At 62.0% G+C, this 15,892-nt stretch carries 19 protein-coding genes; 2 read left to right on the top strand and 17 right to left on the bottom strand.

The window, feature by feature from the left end; genetic code table 11:
- Positions 1 to 206: 206 nt before the first annotated feature.
- From ACI5GA_RS24640 to ccmA, 10 genes are all read right to left on the bottom strand, one after another.
- A complete protein-coding gene (locus ACI5GA_RS24640) occupies positions 207 to 635 on the bottom strand; it encodes a hypothetical protein (protein WP_404632991.1) in 429 nt (142 codons plus the stop codon).
- A gap of 50 nt (positions 636 to 685) precedes the next feature.
- On the bottom strand, positions 686 to 1,891 hold the full coding sequence (ccmI, locus tag ACI5GA_RS24635; protein WP_421424645.1) for a c-type cytochrome biogenesis protein CcmI: 1,206 nt from the start codon (positions 1,889 to 1,891) through the stop codon (positions 686 to 688).
- The gene (locus ACI5GA_RS24630; RefSeq protein ID WP_404633548.1) at positions 1,888 to 2,328 is read right to left on the bottom strand and encodes a cytochrome c-type biogenesis protein; all 441 of its coding nucleotides are present in this window, start codon (positions 2,326 to 2,328) and stop codon (positions 1,888 to 1,890) included. The genes ccmI and ACI5GA_RS24630 overlap by 4 nt, the downstream gene beginning before the upstream one ends.
- A gap of 137 nt (positions 2,329 to 2,465) precedes the next feature.
- Complete coding sequence (locus ACI5GA_RS24625; RefSeq protein WP_421424642.1) at positions 2,466 to 3,002, bottom strand: DsbE family thiol:disulfide interchange protein; 537 nt, start codon at positions 3,000 to 3,002, stop codon at positions 2,466 to 2,468.
- Positions 2,999 to 4,972, bottom strand: coding sequence for a heme lyase CcmF/NrfE family subunit (locus ACI5GA_RS24620; protein WP_421424640.1), 1,974 nt, complete (start codon positions 4,970 to 4,972; stop codon positions 2,999 to 3,001). The genes ACI5GA_RS24625 and ACI5GA_RS24620 overlap by 4 nt, the downstream gene beginning before the upstream one ends.
- Positions 4,973 to 4,975: 3 nt before the next feature.
- Positions 4,976 to 5,443, bottom strand: coding sequence for a cytochrome c maturation protein CcmE (gene ccmE / locus ACI5GA_RS24615; protein ID WP_404632983.1), 468 nt, complete (start codon positions 5,441 to 5,443; stop codon positions 4,976 to 4,978).
- A complete protein-coding gene (gene ccmD / locus ACI5GA_RS24610; protein ID WP_404632981.1) occupies positions 5,440 to 5,616 on the bottom strand; it encodes a heme exporter protein CcmD in 177 nt (58 codons plus the stop codon). The genes ccmE and ccmD overlap by 4 nt, the downstream gene beginning before the upstream one ends.
- The gene (locus ACI5GA_RS24605) at positions 5,613 to 6,407 is read right to left on the bottom strand and encodes a heme ABC transporter permease (protein ID WP_404632979.1); all 795 of its coding nucleotides are present in this window, start codon (positions 6,405 to 6,407) and stop codon (positions 5,613 to 5,615) included. Before ACI5GA_RS24605 ends, ccmD begins: the two co-directional genes overlap by 4 nt.
- Positions 6,408 to 6,537: 130 nt before the next feature.
- Positions 6,538 to 7,209 carry a heme exporter protein CcmB gene (gene ccmB, locus ACI5GA_RS24600; protein WP_404632977.1) on the bottom strand — a complete coding sequence of 224 codons (672 nt, stop codon included), beginning with the start codon at positions 7,207 to 7,209 and terminating at the stop codon, positions 6,538 to 6,540.
- Positions 7,206 to 7,841, bottom strand: coding sequence for a cytochrome c biogenesis heme-transporting ATPase CcmA (gene ccmA, locus ACI5GA_RS24595; RefSeq protein ID WP_421424639.1), 636 nt, complete (start codon positions 7,839 to 7,841; stop codon positions 7,206 to 7,208). Before ccmA ends, ccmB begins: the two co-directional genes overlap by 4 nt.
- 143 nt (positions 7,842 to 7,984) lie before the next feature.
- Here ccmA and ACI5GA_RS24590 point away from each other — a divergent pair, with 143 nt between their 5' ends.
- Positions 7,985 to 9,598 (top strand): flagellar hook-length control protein FliK, encoded by a 1,614-nt coding sequence (locus tag ACI5GA_RS24590; protein WP_421424637.1) that lies wholly within the window; start codon positions 7,985 to 7,987, stop codon positions 9,596 to 9,598.
- A complete protein-coding gene (locus tag ACI5GA_RS24585) occupies positions 9,598 to 9,918 on the top strand; it encodes an EscU/YscU/HrcU family type III secretion system export apparatus switch protein (protein WP_404632971.1) in 321 nt (106 codons plus the stop codon). The genes ACI5GA_RS24590 and ACI5GA_RS24585 overlap by 1 nt, the downstream gene beginning before the upstream one ends.
- A 205-nt stretch (positions 9,919 to 10,123) precedes the next feature.
- Here ACI5GA_RS24585 and ACI5GA_RS24580 read toward each other — a convergent pair whose 3' ends face one another.
- From ACI5GA_RS24580 to ACI5GA_RS24550, 7 genes are all read right to left on the bottom strand, one after another.
- The gene (locus tag ACI5GA_RS24580) at positions 10,124 to 10,519 is read right to left on the bottom strand and encodes a DUF2802 domain-containing protein (RefSeq protein ID WP_404632969.1); all 396 of its coding nucleotides are present in this window, start codon (positions 10,517 to 10,519) and stop codon (positions 10,124 to 10,126) included.
- Complete coding sequence (locus ACI5GA_RS24575) at positions 10,520 to 10,999, bottom strand: chemotaxis protein CheW (protein ID WP_400599594.1); 480 nt, start codon at positions 10,997 to 10,999, stop codon at positions 10,520 to 10,522. It abuts the gene before it with no gap.
- A 70-nt stretch (positions 11,000 to 11,069) separates the two neighbouring features.
- Positions 11,070 to 12,017: a CheW domain-containing protein gene (locus ACI5GA_RS24570; RefSeq protein ID WP_404632967.1), complete on the bottom strand. Its 948-nt coding sequence runs from the start codon at positions 12,015 to 12,017 to the stop codon at positions 11,070 to 11,072.
- A gap of 114 nt (positions 12,018 to 12,131) precedes the next feature.
- Positions 12,132 to 12,920 carry a ParA family protein gene (locus tag ACI5GA_RS24565; RefSeq protein WP_404632965.1) on the bottom strand — a complete coding sequence of 263 codons (789 nt, stop codon included), beginning with the start codon at positions 12,918 to 12,920 and terminating at the stop codon, positions 12,132 to 12,134.
- Between the two features lie 44 nt (positions 12,921 to 12,964).
- Positions 12,965 to 13,849: a flagellar motor protein MotD gene (gene motD, locus ACI5GA_RS24560; RefSeq protein WP_404632963.1), complete on the bottom strand. Its 885-nt coding sequence runs from the start codon at positions 13,847 to 13,849 to the stop codon at positions 12,965 to 12,967.
- Positions 13,850 to 13,856: 7 nt separating this feature from the next.
- Positions 13,857 to 14,597: a flagellar motor protein gene (locus tag ACI5GA_RS24555; RefSeq protein ID WP_404632961.1), complete on the bottom strand. Its 741-nt coding sequence runs from the start codon at positions 14,595 to 14,597 to the stop codon at positions 13,857 to 13,859.
- Positions 14,597 to 15,742: a protein-glutamate methylesterase/protein-glutamine glutaminase gene (locus ACI5GA_RS24550; RefSeq protein WP_421424634.1), complete on the bottom strand. Its 1,146-nt coding sequence runs from the start codon at positions 15,740 to 15,742 to the stop codon at positions 14,597 to 14,599. Before ACI5GA_RS24550 ends, ACI5GA_RS24555 begins: the two co-directional genes overlap by 1 nt.
- Positions 15,743 to 15,892: the final 150 nt, after the last annotated feature.

Raw genomic sequence — 15,892 nt, 5'->3', positions numbered from 1 at the left:
GTCGCCGTTTTTGTTTGCCCAAACGTCCCCCATCAGAACAGGCTCCCACAGGGTGGGTGCCATTCACGAATCAATGGATAGACACAGGTCATTGTGGGAGCCGGCTTGCTGGCGAAGGCGGTGTGTCAATCAGCATTGATGTATCAGATGTACCGCATTCGCCAGGTCCTTTCGCGGCGTCTCTGATCGTTTATCAAATGGCTCAATCAATTCCCGAACTGGCGACTCAACCCCGGCGGCACGCCGCTGGAGTCGGTTTCCTGCCACGGACCGGCTGGTGAGGTGGACCAGCTCCAGCCGTTGTTCCAGCGGTAGTAGGTGCGCTGGCGGTAGAAGGTGTTGGGCACGTTATCCAGCACATGCACGCCCAGTTTCGCGTCCCAGTGGCTATTGCCACCCGGGGGTGGGGCGAAGTGGGATGAGGTTTTAGGCCCCGACGGAATCGGCGTCGAAGGCGGTGTCTGCGGCGTGGTGCGGGGTGTTCCCGGTTGCGGGGTCGGCTGCGGCTGAGGGGAGCCGCCGCCGGGGAGCGTCGGAATCGGCTCCGAACTCTGCGGCCCCGGACGCTGAACCGCACAGGCGGCGCTCAAGGCCACTACCACACTCAACAAGGCAAATCGTGCGACGCGATACATAGTTGCTTCTCTACTGTGTCTGGGCCGCACGAACAGGCGTTGCGAATGCGCTACTGATCGGGGCTGTCGATGGTCAGGGCCTGGCGGGCAGTGACGTTGCTGGGCAACGGCTGGCTGCGTCCGATCCACTCTCCGGAAGTGGGCTGGCCTGCGCGGGATACCCGAGCAACGAGTTGGACTTCGGGAAAGTTCGACAGTTTCAGCTGCGGCATCATGGCGTCAGCATCGGTCAGTTCCACTTCGACCGGCAGGTCGGCAACCGTCACCCGCTTGACCGCCAATGGCGCAGGCGGGCCAGACACCGCGCGGGCGAAGACGAACACGGTATCGCCCGGCTGGACCTTGCCTTTCAAGGCATCGGACAGGCTGACGCGTACCTTCAAATGCGCACCGGTCGCCGCGGCAACGGGCGTTTCCTGCAACGTGCCGCCACTCTTCACGAGATTATCGCTGGCTCGGGCGATCCCACCCTCCAGCGCCTTGCGGGACGGATCATTCGGCGGCAACACCGCCAGCAGGCGCGTCCAGTAATCCACGGCCTCCTGGAAGTGCTGACTCTCGAAGGCGTTGATCCCCTTGAGGCCCAGACTGGTGACTTCTTTCGGATCGAGCTTCAAGGCCTCGTCCGCCAGCCCCTGAATCTGTGGGGTCCAAGCCTTGTTCCCGGCGAAGTACAACGACTGCGCCCACTGCCCCAGCAGCTCCGGCTGACGCCCTGCCAGTTCAACCGCACGCTCAAACATCTTCGCCGCATCCGCCGGGCGATCCTGCGCCATGTAGGTTCGAGCGAGGAAATACAGGCTTTCCGCCGAATCCGGCTGAGCTTTTACAGCGCGCTCAAGACGATCGGTCATTTGCGCCAACGACGCCGGAGGCTGAGCGAACTCGCGAGTCAGCTCGACTTTATCGCTCGCACCGAAATGCAGGTACAGCGCCAATCCTGCCGCTGGCACCAACAGCGCGACCAGCAGCGGCAATGGCTTGCCCAGACGGGAGACTCGCTCAGGCGCAGCGCCTTCGGTGTCGGCCAACAACTCACGCGCGGCTTCAGCGCGACCACTGTCCATCTGCGCCGCCGACAGCACGCCTTCGGCTTGCTGCTGTTGCAACTCGGCCAGACGCTCCTGATACAACGCGACGTTCAACGCCGTGCGATCTTCTTCGGATTGTGCGCGTCGACCGCGCACCAGGGGAATCAGCAGAAAACTCAGGGCCACCAGCAACAGCAGGCCGACCGCTAGCCAGAAATCGATCATTCGTGTGTGTTATCCAACAGATGGGCGAGGCGCTGACGCTCCTCGTCGGAAAGCTCATTGGCGCTTTGGGCGCGCTGGCCACGACGGCGCGCGACGATCACGCCAATCAACGCCACCCCGCCCAGCAACAGGCCGGCAGGGCCGAACCAGAGCAGCCAGGTGTGGGCGTTCAACTCAGGCTTGTAGCGCACGAACTCGCCGTAGCGATCGACCATGAAGTCGATGATCTGCTGATTGCTCTGGCCTTCGCCAAGCATGCGGTAGATCTCTTTGCGCAGGTCGGCGGCGATGGGTGCGTTAGAGTCGGCGATGTCCTGATTCTGGCATTTAGGGCAACGCAGTTCGCGGGTCAGCTCGGTGTAACGGGCACGCTCGGCGTCGTTCTTGAAGGTGTAGGCGTCGATGGCGGCGTGGGCGGTCGTGACACAACTAAGCATCAGCACCACAGCAGTCAAACGCCGCACACCTTGTAGGCCTTCACTTGCTCGCGAGACGGCGGCACGGTCGACACATTTGCGTCGGATGTGAAAAAGCATCGCGAGCAAGCGAAGGCCTACAGGGGAACGTGAACAAGTCATGGCTTACCCTCATCCACCAGCCCCTGATACAACCCGGCCAGCTTTTCACGCCACACTGTCTCGTCAATTACGCCCACGTGCTTGTAGCGAATGATGCCCTTGCGGTCGATCAGGAAGGTTTCCGGCGCGCCATAGACGCCCAGGTTCAGCCCCAGACTGCCTGCTTCGTCGTTGATGTTGAGCTGATACGGGTCGTGAAAATCCTTGAGCCACTTCAAGGCGTCGGCGTTGACGTCCTTGTAGTTGACGCCGTAGATCACCACACCCTGCTGCGCCAACTTGGTCAGCACCGGGTGCTCGACACGACAGGCGATGCACCAGGTGCCCCAGACGTTGACCAGCGCCGGTTTGCCCAGCAGGTCAACACGGGTCAGGGGTTTGCCGTCCTGCACCGCAGGCAGGGAAAACTCCGGAAACGGTTTGTCGATCAGTGCCGACGGCAGCTCCGACGGGTTCAGGTACAGCCCTTTGTAGAGAAACGCTGCCAGGCCCAGAAACAGCACCAGCGGAATCAACAACACCCAACGCTTCATACCGCAGCTCCCGCCAGACCCAACGCTTCCCGTACTTTTGCCCTGACCTTGACCCGGTAACGCTTGTCCAGCGCCGCCAGTAAGCCACCCAACGCAGTGATCAAGCCGCCGAACCAGATCCAGCGTACGAACGGTTTGACGTGCACACGCACGGCCCAGGCGCCGTTATCCAGTGGCTCGCCCAGCGCGACGTACAGATCGCGGGTGAGGCCTGCATCGATTCCGGCTTCGGTCATCATCGAGCGCTGCACGGTGTACAGGCGCTTCTCGGGATGTAGCACGGTGATTTCTTTGCCGTCCTCCAGCACCCGAATCGTGCCTTGATCCGAGGTGAAGTTAGGCCCCTGAATGTGCTTCGCGCCCTCGAAGACGAAGGTGTAGCCGCCCAGCTCGACCGAATCTCCCGGCGCCAGACGCATGTCGCGCTCGGCGCTGTTCTGGCTCGACAGCACCACGCCCAGCGCCACCACGGCGATGCCGATGTGAGAAAGTTGCATGCCCCAGTAACTGCGAGTCAGCGACGTCATGCCTTTGACCAGGCCCTTGTGCCGGGTCTTGTCGAACAGGTCACGCACACCGGCCAGCAGCACCCAGGCCGCCAGCAGGAACGTGGCCAGCACCGCCCAATGGAAATCGGTCATGGCGAAACTGGCCACCACGGCCAGTACGGCACTGCCGATCAGCACTGGCGTCAGCATGTTCAGCAGCCATTTGAGCGGCGTGTCTTTCCAGCGCACCAGCACGCCGACCGCCATGACGAACATCAGCAAACCCATCAGCGGCACGAACAGCGCGTTGAAGTACGGCGGACCGACCGACATCTTCGCCCCGCTCAAGGCGTCCAGCACCAGCGGGTAGAGCGTGCCGAGCAGGATCATCGAGGCCGCCACCACCAGCACCAGGTTGTTGCCCAGCAGCAGGGTTTCGCGAGACCACAAGCCAAAACCGACGTGGCTTTTCACCACGGGCGCGCGAATGGCGAACAGCGTCAGCGAGCCGCCGACGACCATCAAGAGGAACACCAGAATGAACACACCACGGGCCGGATCGGAAGCGAACGCGTGCACCGAGGTCAGCACGCCGGAGCGCACGAGGAAGGTGCCCAGCAGGCTCAACGAGAACGCGGCGATGGCCAGCAACACGGTCCAGCTTTTGAACACGCCGCGCTTTTCCGTGACCGCCAGCGAGTGAATCAGCGCCGTACCCACCAGCCAAGGCATGAACGAGGCGTTCTCCACCGGGTCCCAGAACCACCAGCCGCCCCAGCCCAGTTCGTAATAGGCCCACCACGACCCCAGCGTGATGCCGATGCCGAGGAAGGCCCAGGCGACGATGGTCCAGGGCCGCGACCAACGCGCCCATGCTGCATCCAGACGCCCGCCGAGCAACGCGGCGATGGCGAAGGCGAACGCGACCGAGAAGCCGACATACCCCATGTAGAGCATCGGCGGGTGAATGATCAGGCCGGGGTCTTGCAGCAGCGGGTTGAGGTCGCGTCCATCTTGCGGAATCTGCGGCAACAAACGGCTGAACGGGTTGGAGGTGAGGATCAGAAACAGCAGAAAGCCGACGCTGATCATGCCCATCACCGCCAGCACCCGCGCCAGCATCACTTGTGGCAACTGGCGCGAGAACACCGACACGGCGAAGGTCCAGCCGCCCAGAATCAGCGCCCAGAGCAGCAGCGAACCTTCGTGGGCGCCCCACACCGCGCTGAATTTGTAGTACCACGGCAAGGCGCTATTGGAGTTCTCGGCAATGTAGGTCACCGAGAAGTCGTCGACCATGAACGAATACGTCAAGCAGCCGAAAGCGAACAGCAGAAAGGCGAACTGGCCCCACGCCGCCGGTCGGGCCAGACTCATCCACAACCGATCACCGCGCCAGGCGCCGAACAACGGGACGACGGCCTGCACGATGGCGAAGCACAGGGCCAGGATCATGGCCAGGTGGCCGAGCTCAGGAATCATGGCTTACCCCTGTTTGGCCGGAATGGAGGGTGCGCCGGGCGCGGGCTGACCGCTGTCCTTCAACGCTTTTGTCACCTCGGGCGGCATATATTTTTCATCGTGTTTGGCCAGCACTTCATCGGCCATTACCACGCCATCGGCATTCAGTTTGCCCAGTGCGACGATGCCCTGCCCTTCACGGAACAGGTCGGGAAGAATGCCACGGTAGTGAATGGTCACCGACTTGTTGAAATCCGTGACCACGAAGGAGACGTCCAGCGAATCCGCGGATCGTTGCAACGACCCCTTCTCAACCATGCCACCGGCGCGAATTCGCGTGCCATGGGGCGCCTCGCCGCTGGCGATCTGGGTTGGGGTGTAAAACAGGTTGATGTTTTCCTGCAAGGCGCTCAAGGCCAGACTCACAGCGATGCCGATCCCGGCGAGGATCGCCAGAATGATCAGCAGGCGCTTTTTTCGAAGCGGATTCACGTGTTGCTCTCCCGGCGCAGACGGCGCGCCTCTTGTTGCAGGTAACGCCGACGCGCCAGCAGCGGTGACGCGACGTTGATCGCCAGAACGGTCAGGCAGATGCCATAGGCGGTCCAGACGAACAGCCCATGCTTGCCCATGGCCAGAAAATCGCTGAAGGAATCGAAGCTCATGATGGGTCCCCTGAACGACCCAGGGCCTTGAGTACTTCATCCTTGACCCATGCGGCGCGGGACTCGCGCTTGAGCACTTCCAGGCGCATGCGCACCAATAACACCGCGCCGAAGAAGCAGTAGAAACCCAGGGCCGTGAACAGCAGCGGCAGCCACATCTCGGCAGGCATCGCCGGTTTTTCAGTCAGGCTGAAGGTCGCGCCCTGGTGCAAGGTGTTCCACCACTCCACCGAGTATTTGATGATCGGGATGTTGATCACGCCCACGATGGCCAGCACCGCGCAGGCCTTGGCGGCGCTTTCACGATTGCTGATGGCGTTGCCCAGCGCAATCAGACCGAAGTACAAGAACAGCAGAATCAACATGGACGTGAGCCGCGCATCCCAGACCCACCACGAACCCCAGGTCGGCTTGCCCCAGATGGCACCGGTGACCAAAGCCACGGCGGTCATCCAGGCACCGATGGGCGCGGCACACTGCAGCGCGACGTCGGCCATTTTCATTTTCCAGACCAGCCCAACGACGCCACAGCCCGCCAGCATCACGTAGCAGGACTGGGCCAGCATCGCCGACGGCACGTGGATATAGATGATGCGGAAGCTGTTGCCCTGCTGGTAATCCGGTGGCGCGAAGGCCAGGCCCCAGACCACCCCGACGCCAATCAGCAACGCGGCGGCGATACTCAACCACGGCAGCCATTTGCCGCTGATGCCGTAAAACCACTTCGGCGAGCCGAGTTTGTGGAACCAGACCCAACTGATCCCGCTTTTCGTCTTGGCGCTGGTGTTCATCGCGCTGCCTTTTTCATCATGCTGTTCATCACGGTTTCATTCATGTGCGTGCGCTTCTGTTGACCGAAGCGTCATGTGCGGCTGTGCCAAAAGTGCAGGCCAAAAAGCTGTCCGATCGATCAGGAATCGATTATTCGCCAACACTGATTTTCAAGCCAGCGGCAATTGCAAAAGGTGTCAGCGTTATAGCGAGTGCTGTCAAACTGCCAAGCCAAAGCAGATAGCCGGTCGCAGGCATGCCCTGAAGTGCAGCTTGCAAGGCCCCGCTGCCCAGAATCAGCACCGGGATGTACAACGGCAAAATCAGCAAGGCCAGCAGCAAACCACCGCGCTTGAGCCCTACCGTCAGCGCTGCACCCACGGCGCCGAGCAGGCTCAACACGGGTGTGCCCAGCAACAATGACAATAGCAACACCGGCAGGCACGCAGTGGGCAATCCGAGCATCAGCGCCAGCACGGGCGACAGCAGGACCAGCGCCAACCCGGAAAACGCCCAATGGGCCAACACCTTGGCCAATACCAGCAAGGCCAGCGGATGCGACGACAGCACCCACTGCTCCAGCGAGCCGTCTTCGAAGTCGCTGCGAAACAGCCCGTCCAGCGACAACAGCACCGACAACAGCGCCGCCACCCACACCAGCCCCGGGGACAGGGTCTGAAGCAGCTGTGCTTCCGGGCCTACGGCCAGCGGAAACAGGGCGATGACGATAGCGAAGAACACCAGCGGATTGAGTAATTCGGCGGGGCGGCGAAACAGCAAACGGGCTTCGCGGGCGACCAACAAGGTGAACACGCGACTCATACGGCCCACTGCCCCAGATCCAGATCGCGATAACCGGCCGGCGTGCGGCTCAGCGTGTGGTGCGTGGTCAAGACCACCACACCGCCCTGCTCACAATGCTGGACCAAATGCGCCTCCAGTTGCGCGACACCGTGCTTGTCCAGCGCGGTAAAGGGTTCGTCGAGCATCCACAGGCCGGGGCCTGGCAAATAAAGGCGGGCCAGGGCCACACGACGTTTTTGCCCGGCAGACAGCGTATGGCACGGCACGTCCTCGAACCCGCGCAGTCCAACCGCTTCGAGGGCCTGCCAGAGGGCGTGGACTTTAACGCCGTGGTGCAGCGCGCAGAGCCAGGTGAGGTTTTCCACGGGGGTGAGCAATTCTTTGATGCCTGCCGCGTGACCGACCCACAACAGGTTGTGCGCCAACGCGCTTCGGTGTCGTGCCAAAGGCTTGCCATCGAGCAAGACGTCGCCTGCGGTGGGCTGCATCAAGCCGCTGAGCAGGCGCAGCAGGCTGGTTTTGCCACTGCCGTTGGGGCCGCTGATCTGCACCATGTCACCGGCTGTCAGTCGCAGGTCGAGGTGCTCGAACAGCAAGCGCCCGTCGCGCTCGCACGCGAGTTCTGTGGCTTCCAGAACGGGGATCGGCATGTGGACCTTCTTTTCGGATGGCAGGTGTGCACGGTGGTTCAAGTCAGGCGCGCGGTGGCCGTTATACTTTGTTGCAGCTTAGCGAGTGCTGGATTATGCCAGCTTGAGCCATCGAGAGCGCAAATTTACCGAGTCGGGATCTGATGACAGGCGATATACCCAATCTTTCACCCGTTGCCGCCGCCACAGCGTTGCTGCGTGCGGGCGTCCCCCCGGGCGAAGTCCTCAAGCTGATGGAGCCACGTGAAGGCTTGCTGAATGCAGGTCAGGTCGCCAACGCCGAAGTGGTCAGCCTCAAGCAACTGGGCCAGGACTTTCAGTTGTTGCTGAAATTGACGATGGACAACGGGCGCCAGACCACCCTGCCCGTCAGCAGTTCGCTGCCACTCACGCCCGGCACCACGGTGAATGTCGCTCAAGGTTCTGCCGACACGCTGACCATCAGCCTGCAAGACTTGCAAAAAGCCATCGCCAACAGCCTGACCAGCATCGACACCCGCCAGTTGCCCGCAGGTACGCTGTTGCAGGGCAAGGTATTGACCACTCAGGTCATCGCCCAGAATGTCGCGCAACTGGCCAGCCAGCCTTCGGCACCGCCCACCTACCGTTCGATTGTCCTGTTGCTCAACACTGCGCTGGCAGGCAGCAGCCTGACTGTCGACAGCCCGCAGCCACTGCGCGTGGGCACGCTGCTGAGCGCTCAGGTGCAAAACAGTCAGGCCCTGAACTTCGTCGCGTTGCCCAATCGCATGGACGAATTGGCGCTGGCCCAGCAATTGTCGACCCAGCAAAGCCGCCAAGGCTCGCTGCAAAGCCTGTTCACAGCGCTCCAGAATTTGCCTGCGCCCTCTGGCAATACACCTGACACGCTGACGCCATCACTGCGCGCCAGCATCGATCAACTGTTCGCTGACCTGCCAGACCTGCAACAGATGAGCACCGCCAAAGGCGTCGCTCAGGCGTTGAATGCCAGCGGCCTGTTCATGGAGTCGCGCTTGCTGGCCGGGGAAAACCCAACCCTGATGCCGGACCTGAAAGCCAACCTGCTGCGGGTCATTTCCCAGATTCTTCCGGGCGTACCGGGGAACGTGACCTACAACGACGCTGCGGCCGCCAACACCCTGGCGCGGGCGATGCCGGGGTTCATCCGCAATGCGTTGGGCACGTTGGGACTGGTCGCGGCACCGAACATTCCGACCAACTTCCCATTACCTTCCCGCACGCTGGGCAGCCCGCAAAGCCAGGACGATCTGGAGACCCTGCTCAAGTTGGCGGCGGGTGCCATTTCTCGCCTGCAAAGCCATCAATTGGCCGGTCTGGAACAGACCCGGACCAACGCCGATGGCACGCAGGTGACGACCTGGCAACTGGAAATCCCCATGCGCAACGCTCACGACGTGGTGCCATTGCAGGTCAAGTTGCAGCGCGAAGATGCGCCAGAGCGTGAAGAAAGCCCGGAAACTGCGACACAGGAGGTCAAGGAAAAGGAAAAGCTGTGGCGCGTCGAGCTGGCCTTCGATCTGGAGCCGCTGGGGCCGTTGCAGGTTCAGGCGCAACTGGTCGCGGGCAGCCTGTCGAGCCAGATGTGGGCGCAGCGGGAAGCCGCTGCCGAATTGATTTCTGCCGAGCTGGACGGCCTGCGCGCACGGCTGGTGGCCTGCGGCCTGAACGTGAAGGAACTGGCGTGCAATCGCGGGGTGCCGACTCAAGGCTCGCGGACTGTGTTGGAACAACGCTGGATCGACGAGAACGCCTGATGAGCAAGCCCGAACAGAACCCGCGCCAGGCGATTGCCCTGAACTACGATGGCCAACAGGCCCCGACCCTCACCGCCAAGGGCGACGACGCGCTGGCTGAGGCTATCCTGGCCATTGCCCGCGAATACAAGGTGCCGATCTACGAAAACGCCGAACTGGTGACCCTGCTCGCCAGAATGGAGCTGGGGGACAGCATTCCGCAGGAGCTGTACCTGACGATTGCGGAAATCATCGCGTTCGCCTGGCGCTTGAAAGGGAAATACCCCGAGGGGTTCGACCCGGATCCACAGCCGGTGGAGCGAGATATCACGCCGCGCTGAGCGACGCCAACTGTAGCGAATCGCCCGTTTTCCAGGCACAACACTGTCGCGCGGCAAACACACAATCCCTGTGGGAGCGAATTCATTCGCGATTGTGGTCGTTCAGCCGACCCACCTTTGTCGTCTGTCACAACCCATCGCGAATGAATTCGCTCCCACAGTTTCAGACCGTGCTTGCCAGGAAGAACCCTCGCGCTAGCCGATCTCACCCATTGCCATGCAACTTGCTCATCAACTGCGCCTCGGCCTGGGTCAGACCGCAGGACTGGGTCAGCTCATCGACACTGGCGCCCATGCTGACCAGACGCGCAGCCTGGGCGAAGGACAAGGTGGAAGGATCACGCTGTTCCAAGGCGGTGATCTTGTCCGGCAACGGTGCGACGATGGCCTGCAACTCGTGCAGGTCTTCGCCCATTTTCACCGTACCGCCCTGGTAGTTTTCCAGACGCCGGGCCAGTTCACGAATGCGCTGGTCACGCAGCGAGTCGGCTTCGAGCTGCTGCGTGGCCAGGGTGCGCTGACGCTTGGTATGGGCCATGAACATCGCAACGGTCGCGACCCACAGTACCGCCAGAAAAAGGACTGCAACCTCAAGGATCAATCAAATGTTCTCCAGCTCGGACCACTCTTCCTCGGTCATCATCTTGTCCAGCTCGACGAGGATCAGCAGTTCGCCGTTTTTGTTGCACACGCCCTGGATGAACTTGGCGGATTCGTCGTTGCCCACGTTTGGCGCGGTTTCGACTTCCGACTGACGCAGGTATACCACTTCCGCGACGCTGTCGACCAGGATCCCGACCACTTGCTTGTCGGCCTCGATGATCACGATACGCGTGTTGTCGCTGACTTCAACCGGTGGCAGACCAAAGCGCTGGCGGGTATCGATCACGGTCACCACGTTGCCGCGCAGGTTGATGATGCCCAGCACGTAGCTCGGCGCTCCCGGCACTGGCGCGATCTCGGTGTAACGCAGCACTTCCTGAACCTGCATCACGTTGATGCCATACGTTTCGTTGTCCAGGCGGAAGGTGACCCATTGCAGGATCGGATCTTCGGAACCCTGTGCTGACGACTTCTTCATACCCCTAACCCCTTGCGTGTTGTGCTTTGCGAATGACGCCTTCGCGCCACCCTGTGTTTATTGGAGATGTTTATTTGCGCGTCTGCATCTGCTTGACCGCACCGCTGGCGATCAACTCGGCCAGTTCGGACACGTCCAGCAGCGCACACATGTGTTCAATCACGGTTCCAGCCAGCCACGGACGCTGACCACGATGGGTGCGCCATTTGATTTCATCAGGCTCCAGACGCAACGAACGGCTGACCTGATGCACCGCCAGCCCCCATTCATAACCTTGCACCGAGATCACGTATTGCAGGCCCTGACGGAAATCATCGCGATAGCGGTCCGGCATGATCCAGCGTGCGGTGTCCAGTACCTTCAGGTTGCCTGCCTGGCTGGGCAGAATGCCGAGAAACCAGTCTGGCTGGCCGAACAGCGGCGTCAGGTCATGCCCCGCCAGGGGATAGATCGACCCCAGGCACACCAGCGGCACAGCCAGCGTCAGACCCGCCACGTCGAACAGCAGGCACTCGAATGGTTCGGCCGCCCAGTCCGGGCGCTCGTTGGAGGTCGGTGGTGGCGTGGGCGTACGCTGCGACGGCAGGTGCACCTCGACGACCGGCTCCACCCGCGCCACTTCAGGCTCGACGACCACCGGCTCGACCACAGGCGGTGCCACAACGGGTGGCGCGATCACCGGCGGCAGAATGACCGGTTTATCCAGCACGCGAGCGACGACAGGCTCGGCCACGGGCACAGGGGCCGGGACTTCACGCGGCGCAGCGGGTTTGGTTTCTGGCGTGAAGGCAAGCGAAACCGGCGCAGGCCGAGTCACCGGCACGGCCGCCGCGACCGCTTCAGCCACCGCCGAACGCATGCGCGCGTCATGGGCCTGCTCTTCGAGCACGGCCGCTTGAAACTCATCGATGGCAGAGGCGTCTTCCAGCTCTTCGGTGGCGTCCTGAAGCAACGCGTCCAGATAGTTCTGAAGGGCCTTTTGTGGTCGTGATGCGATGTCCAGAGGGCGGTTGTTCATACAGAAGCCCGAAAATAAGTGAAGCGATGACCGCCTGCCTGAAGTATCGGCTGCACAATGGGCCGACTTGAGGACACCGCTACACGGCGCATGAATAAACGATCAGCGGCCATGTCACGCCACCTGCCCGACGAGTTGTTCGGTGAGCATGTGCTTGAGCAGGGCGCGGTAGGCCAACACGCCCCGGCTCTTGCCGTCGAACTGCGACGGCGTGACCCCGGCCCGACTCGCGTCACGCAGGCGGGTGTCGACCGGAATGTAGGCTTTCCAGACATGATCGGGAAAGCTGTCGCGCAGCAGCTTCAACGTCCCCATCGACGCCTGGGTGCGGCGGTCGAACAGCGTGGGCACGATGGTGTACGGCAGCGGCACTTTGCGCGAGCGGTTGATCATGGTCAGGGTGTTGACCATGCGTTCCAGGCCCTTGACCGCGAGAAACTCGGTCTGCACCGGCACCGCCAGTTGCTGACTGGCCGCCAGCGCGTTGACCATCAAGACACCCAGCAGTGGCGGGCTGTCGATGATCGCGTAATCGAAGTCCTGCCACAGTTGCGCCAGGCTCTTGGCGATCACCAGGCCCAGGCCGCTCTGCCCTGGCGTCTGACGCTCAAGGGTGGCCAGCGCGGTGCTCGACGGCAGCAGGGAAATGCGCTCATGGCTGGTGGGCAACAACAACTGGCCCGGCAGTCCTTCCGGCACCGTGCCTTTGTGCAGAAACAGGTCGAAACAGCTGTGTTCCAGCGCGTCAGGGTCATGGCCGAAATAACTGGTCATCGAGCCATGGGGGTCCAGGTCGACGACAACCACGCGCTTGCCCGCCTCGGCCAGCAACCCGGCTAAAGCGATCGAGGTGGTGGTCTTGCCGACCCCGCCTTTCTGATTGGCGACTGCCCAGACTCTCATGTGTTCGTTTTCCCGCCGATCAGGACAAGGCGTGACCGGGACCGTTAAGGGGCAGATGACGAAGATTTGACGCCTTGCGGCGGTTTGGCTGGAGCCGGTGCAGTTTGTGTGCCAGCACGGCGCAATGCGGCATCGGGTTTTGCATTGGCCGTGGTGCCGGAACCGGTCAGGCTGCGGCGCACGTCCAGATTGCGCGAAATCACCAGCACCACTCGGCGGTTACGAGCGCGGCCATCGGCGGTGGCATTGGAGGTCAGCGGCTGGAATTCGCCGTAACCGACCGAGGCCATGCGCGCCGGGTTGATCCCGTCCATAGCCAGCATGCGCACGATGCTCGACGCACGGGCCGACGACAGTTCCCAGTTGCTCGGGTACTGCGCCGAGCTGATCGGCTGGTCGTCAGTAAAACCTTCGACGTGGATCGGGTTGTCGAACGGCTTGATGATCTTGGCCACTTTATCGATCAGGTCGAAAGCCAGGTTGCTCGGCATGGCATCGCCGCTGCCGAACAACAGGCTGGAATTGAGTTCGATCTCGATCCACAGCTCGTTGCCCCGCACGGTCATCTGATTGGAAGCGATCAGGTCGCCGAATGCGGCGTTGACATCATCGGCAATCGATTTGAGCGGGTCCTGAGCGCCCTGCCCCAATGCGGCGTCGGTCTGATCGCTGTCTTTGACCAGCGGATCGGCCGGGCGCACGGTCTGGGGTTTCTGCTCACCGATAGGGATCGGTCGCACGCTGCGTTCGGCTTCGTTGAAGACCCCGACCAGCGCCTCGGACAGCACTTTGTACTTGCCCTCGTTGAGCGAGGAAATGGAATACATCACCACGAAGAACGCGAACAGCAAGGTGATGAAATCCGCGTAGGACACCAGCCAGCGTTCGTGGTTTTCGTGCTCTTCGTGGTGGCGACGTCGACGGGCCATCAGTCCATCACTCCATGAAGCCTTGCAGCTTCAGTTCGATCGAGCGCGGGTTTTCACCTTCGGCGATCGACAGCAGGCCTTCGAGCAGCATTTCGCGATAGCGAGACTGGCGCAGGGCGACCGCCTTGAGCTTGTTGGCCACCGGCAACAGGATCAGGTTGGCCGACGCCACACCATAGATCGTCGCGACGAAGGCCACGGCGATGCCGCTGCCCAACTGATTCGGATCCGCCAGGTTGCCCATGACGTGAATCAGGCCCATGACCGCACCGATGATGCCGATGGTCGGCGCGTAACCGCCCATGCTTTCGAAGACTTTGGCGGCCTGAATGTCGCGGCTTTCCTGGGTGAGAAAATCCACTTCCAGAATGCTGCGAATGGCTTCAGGCTCAACGCCGTCGACCAGCAATTGCAGGCCCTTGCGTGAATAGGCATCGGGTTCGGTGTCGGCGACGGTTTCCAGCCCCAGCAGGCCTTCCTTGCGCGCAGTCAGGCTCCACGACACCACGCGATCAATGCCGCCTGCGAGGTCAACCCTTGGCGGAAACAGAATCCAGATGAAGATCTGAATTGCCCGTTTGAAGGCGCTCATCGGCGTTTGCAACAGGGACGCTGCGATGGTGCCGCCGATCACGATCAACGCCGCAGGCCCGTTGAGCAGCGCCCCAAGATGGCCGCCTTCGAGGAAGTTGCCGCCGATAATGGCAACGAACGCGAGAATGATCCCTATAAGCGTCAAAACATCCATTACAGACACGCCTCGACCAAGTGGCGCCCGATATCGTCCAGGCTATAAACGGCGTCAGCCAGATCGGCCTTCACAATGGCCATGGGCATGCCGTAGATCACGCAACTGGCTTCGTCTTGCGCCCAGATGTGGCTGCCGCCCTGTTTGAGCAGGCGCGCACCTTCACGGCCGTCCGCGCCCATGCCGGTGAGCACCACGGCCAGCACCTTGTCGCCGTAGGCCTTGGCCGCCGAACCGAAGGTGATGTCCACGCAGGGCTTGTAATTCAAACGTTCGTCGCCGGGCAGGATTTTCACCGTGCCGCGACCGTCGACCATCATCTGCTTGCCACCGGGGGCCAATAGCGCCAGACCGGGACGCAGAATGTCGCCGTCTTCGGCTTCCTTGACGCTGATGCGGCACAGCTTGTCCAGACGCTCGGCGAAGGCCTTGGTGAAGGCGGCGGGCATGTGCTGGATCAGCACGATGGGAGCCGGGAAGTTGGCGGGCAACTGGGTCAGGACCCGTTGCAGCGCCACCGGACCGCCTGTCGAGGTGCCGATGGCCACCAGCTTGTAGGCCTTGCGCTTGGGCGCAGGCGACGATGCGGTGTGAGAAGCGTGAGGTGCAGGCGCCGCCGAGGGACGCGCAGGCGCGGGCGCCGGACGAGCCGCCCCCGCCGTGGGTGCCGGACTGCGCAGCGAACTGGAAACCGGTGCGACGGGCGCAGGCGCTGCGGGCGCGCTGCTGTAGCCGCTGAAACGGCGGTTGCTGCGGGAGATGGTGTGGACCTTCTCGCACAGCATCTGTTTGACCTTCTCGGGGTTGCGCGAGATGTCTTCGAAATTCTTGGGCAGGTAATCGACGGCACCGGCATCCAGCGCGTCCAGGGTGACGCGGGCGCCTTCATGGGTCAGCGACGAGAACATCAACACCGGGGTCGGGCAACGCTGCATGATGTGGCGAACGGCGGTAATGCCATCCATCATCGGCATCTCGTAGTCCATGGTGATCACGTCAGGCTTGAGGGCCAACGCCTGCTCGATCGCTTCCTTGCCATTGGTGGCGGTGCCGACCACTTGAATCGTTGTGTCAGAGGAAAGAATTTCCGAGACGCGCCGGCGAAAGAAGCCGGAATCGTCTACCACCAGAACCTTGACTGCCATAAACACTCCAGAGGGTCTGCCCGGTAATCGGCGCAGCCCGTTTCATCAACCTCTGGTCCACCGGGGTTGCAAAGGTGGACAAGGAACCTGTGGAAGCGAATTTATTCGCGATTCGGAGTATCAGGCGCTACATCTCTGTGGATGTACTGG

This window comes from Pseudomonas sp. Pseu.R1, assembly GCF_045764065.1.
Lineage (GTDB): Bacteria > Pseudomonadota > Gammaproteobacteria > Pseudomonadales > Pseudomonadaceae > Aquipseudomonas.
The sequence above is the reverse complement of the archived record's forward strand: the minus strand, read 5'-3'. Positions and strand labels throughout refer to the sequence as shown.

Excerpts from the sequence above, each read along its gene's own strand:
- ACI5GA_RS24640 (WP_404632991.1), bottom strand. The coding sequence starts at position 635 with ATGTATCGCGTCGCACGATTTGCCTTGTTGAGTGTGGTAGTGGCCTTG.
- ACI5GA_RS24565 (WP_404632965.1), bottom strand. The coding sequence starts at position 12,920 with ATGAGAGTCTGGGCAGTCGCCAATCAGAAAGGCGGGGTCGGCAAGACC.
- ACI5GA_RS24625 (WP_421424642.1), bottom strand. The coding sequence starts at position 3,002 with ATGAAGCGTTGGGTGTTGTTGATTCCGCTGGTGCTGTTTCTGGGCCTG.
- ACI5GA_RS24620 (WP_421424640.1), bottom strand. The coding sequence starts at position 4,972 with ATGATTCCTGAGCTCGGCCACCTGGCCATGATCCTGGCCCTGTGCTTC.
- ccmI (WP_421424645.1), bottom strand. The coding sequence starts at position 1,891 with ATGATCGATTTCTGGCTAGCGGTCGGCCTGCTGTTGCTGGTGGCCCTG.
- ccmA (WP_421424639.1), bottom strand. The coding sequence starts at position 7,841 with ATGCCGATCCCCGTTCTGGAAGCCACAGAACTCGCGTGCGAGCGCGAC.
- ACI5GA_RS24550 (WP_421424634.1), bottom strand. The coding sequence starts at position 15,742 with ATGGCAGTCAAGGTTCTGGTGGTAGACGATTCCGGCTTCTTTCGCCGG.
- ACI5GA_RS24555 (WP_404632961.1), bottom strand. The coding sequence starts at position 14,597 with ATGGATGTTTTGACGCTTATAGGGATCATTCTCGCGTTCGTTGCCATT.
- ACI5GA_RS24570 (WP_404632967.1), bottom strand. The coding sequence starts at position 12,017 with ATGAACAACCGCCCTCTGGACATCGCATCACGACCACAAAAGGCCCTT.
- ccmD (WP_404632981.1), bottom strand. The coding sequence starts at position 5,616 with ATGAGCTTCGATTCCTTCAGCGATTTTCTGGCCATGGGCAAGCATGGG.
- ACI5GA_RS24605 (WP_404632979.1), bottom strand. The coding sequence starts at position 6,407 with ATGAACACCAGCGCCAAGACGAAAAGCGGGATCAGTTGGGTCTGGTTC.
- ccmB (WP_404632977.1), bottom strand. The coding sequence starts at position 7,209 with ATGAGTCGCGTGTTCACCTTGTTGGTCGCCCGCGAAGCCCGTTTGCTG.
- ACI5GA_RS24590 (WP_421424637.1), top strand. The coding sequence starts at position 7,985 with ATGACAGGCGATATACCCAATCTTTCACCCGTTGCCGCCGCCACAGCG.
- ACI5GA_RS24630 (WP_404633548.1), bottom strand. The coding sequence starts at position 2,328 with ATGCTTAGTTGTGTCACGACCGCCCACGCCGCCATCGACGCCTACACC.
- ACI5GA_RS24575 (WP_400599594.1), bottom strand. The coding sequence starts at position 10,999 with ATGAAGAAGTCGTCAGCACAGGGTTCCGAAGATCCGATCCTGCAATGG.
- motD (WP_404632963.1), bottom strand. The coding sequence starts at position 13,849 with ATGGCCCGTCGACGTCGCCACCACGAAGAGCACGAAAACCACGAACGC.
- ACI5GA_RS24585 (WP_404632971.1), top strand. The coding sequence starts at position 9,598 with ATGAGCAAGCCCGAACAGAACCCGCGCCAGGCGATTGCCCTGAACTAC.